Source organism: Bacillus thermotolerans, assembly GCF_000812025.2.
GTDB lineage: Bacteria > Bacillota > Bacilli > Bacillales > Domibacillaceae > Quasibacillus > Quasibacillus thermotolerans.
Window position 1 is genome coordinate 1 of the sequence record NZ_JWJE02000109.1, and the last position, 1,504, is coordinate 1,504.

2 protein-coding genes are annotated in these 1,504 nt (G+C 45.9%); one reads left to right on the plus strand and one right to left on the minus strand.

The genetic code is table 11. The features are described from left to right. Positions 1–116: 116 nt before the first annotated feature. Positions 117–422 carry a YqkE family protein gene (locus tag QY97_RS19130; RefSeq protein ID WP_326497402.1) on the minus strand — a complete coding sequence of 102 codons (306 nt, stop codon included), beginning with the start codon at positions 420–422 and terminating at the stop codon, positions 117–119. 57 nt (positions 423–479) lie between these two features. Here QY97_RS19130 and QY97_RS19135 point away from each other — a divergent pair, with 57 nt between their 5' ends. Next, a complete protein-coding gene (locus tag QY97_RS19135) occupies positions 480–1,412 on the plus strand; it encodes an alpha/beta hydrolase (protein WP_039236864.1) in 933 nt (310 codons plus the stop codon). Positions 1,413–1,504 lie beyond the last annotated feature (92 nt).

Sequence of the window (1,504 nt, forward strand, 5' to 3'; positions counted from 1 at the left end):
AGTACCTTGCGCTTCCTTAGTGGTTGGTCGATGTGTACCCCCACAGTGGACTCTCACCACCTAGATAGTTGCCATGCCTGGCACACAAGAAAAAGCGGCCAATCATGGCCGCTTTCTTACTTGAATTTCTTCCAATCCATATTGCTTTCATTTAACAGCTCTTCAAAGCTTTTATTCTTCTCCCGCTGCTGACGCTCCTCTTGTTTCTTCCTCTGCGCCTCTTCCTGCTTCTTCTGCTCTTCTGCCTTCAGCTGCTGTTTCTTCTCCTGGAGCTTCGCAAAGAGATCGCCGCTTAATGTATCCTTTACTGTTAATTGATCCTGTTCCTTTTTCTTACTTTCATTCGTTCTTTTCTTCATCGTCTCTACCCTTTCTGCCTTTCTATTTCTCTTATTGTACCGGTGATCGCCTCTTTCGTTCAAATGATCTTCTTCAAAAAGTGGTAAACTAATGAGGAAAATACTGTGAGGTGACAATAAATGAGAAAGTGGCTAACTGCATTAGGTGTGTCTGCGGCACTGACAGCCGCTGCCAGCGCTTACTTGTCGGGACGCGTGTTACATATGAGCAAAAAAGCAGAGACGATGATCCGCCAGCGTGAAATAGAGGCAAAGCGGCTGGATATCCATTATTATGACCAGCTCCCTAAGGAAGAGGCCTGGATTCAGTCTCCCTTTGGCTACCGCTTAAAAGCTGTATTCGTCACTCCCCACCCAGGCGGCCCGTACATGATCTTTTGTCACGGTGTGACCGAAACGAAAACTAACTCTATTAAATACATGAATATATTTCTAGAGAGAGGATTTAATGCGATTATCTACGACCACCGACGGCACGGAGAATCGGGCGGGACAACAACGAGCTACGGGTACTATGAAAAAGACGATTTGCAGGCAGTTGTTCAAGAGCTGATCCGTCGAGAAGGAGAAGGGATATCCTTCGGCATTCATGGTGAATCAATGGGCGCAGCGACCGCACTATTGTATGCCGGAACAGTTGAGGACCGGGCCGACTTTTATGTCGCCGACTGCCCCTTCTCTGATTTTCGCGCCCAGGTGACACATCAGATGAAGCGTGAAATTAAATGCGCGCCTTCCCTTCTCATCCGGTTAACAGAATGGGCCGTCTATGTACAAGACCGCTTCCGCATAGGGGATATTTCACCGCTCAAAGCGGTTGAACACATCCGAAAACCTGTCTTGTTTATTCATAGCGAAGAAGATGATTATATTCTTCCTGATATGACAAAGGAGTTATACGAGAAGAAAAAGGGTCCTAAAGAAATCTATCTTGCCCCTAAAGGCGCCCACGCCCAATCATATAACGAGGATCCTGAAGCCTATGCAGCCGCCATAGACCACTTCTTAGCGAAGCATTACCAATCCCACACCAACAACACCCCCGCTTCTTAAGGAGGGCACTGAAAAAGTCTAATTTTTATTAAAGGCAGTTGAAAGTTCAATCTAATGAACTTTCAACTGCCTTTTTACTTTATAATATTGTT

Excerpts from the sequence above, each read along its gene's own strand:
- QY97_RS19135 (WP_039236864.1), top strand. The coding sequence starts at position 480 with ATGAGAAAGTGGCTAACTGCATTAGGTGTGTCTGCGGCACTGACAGCC.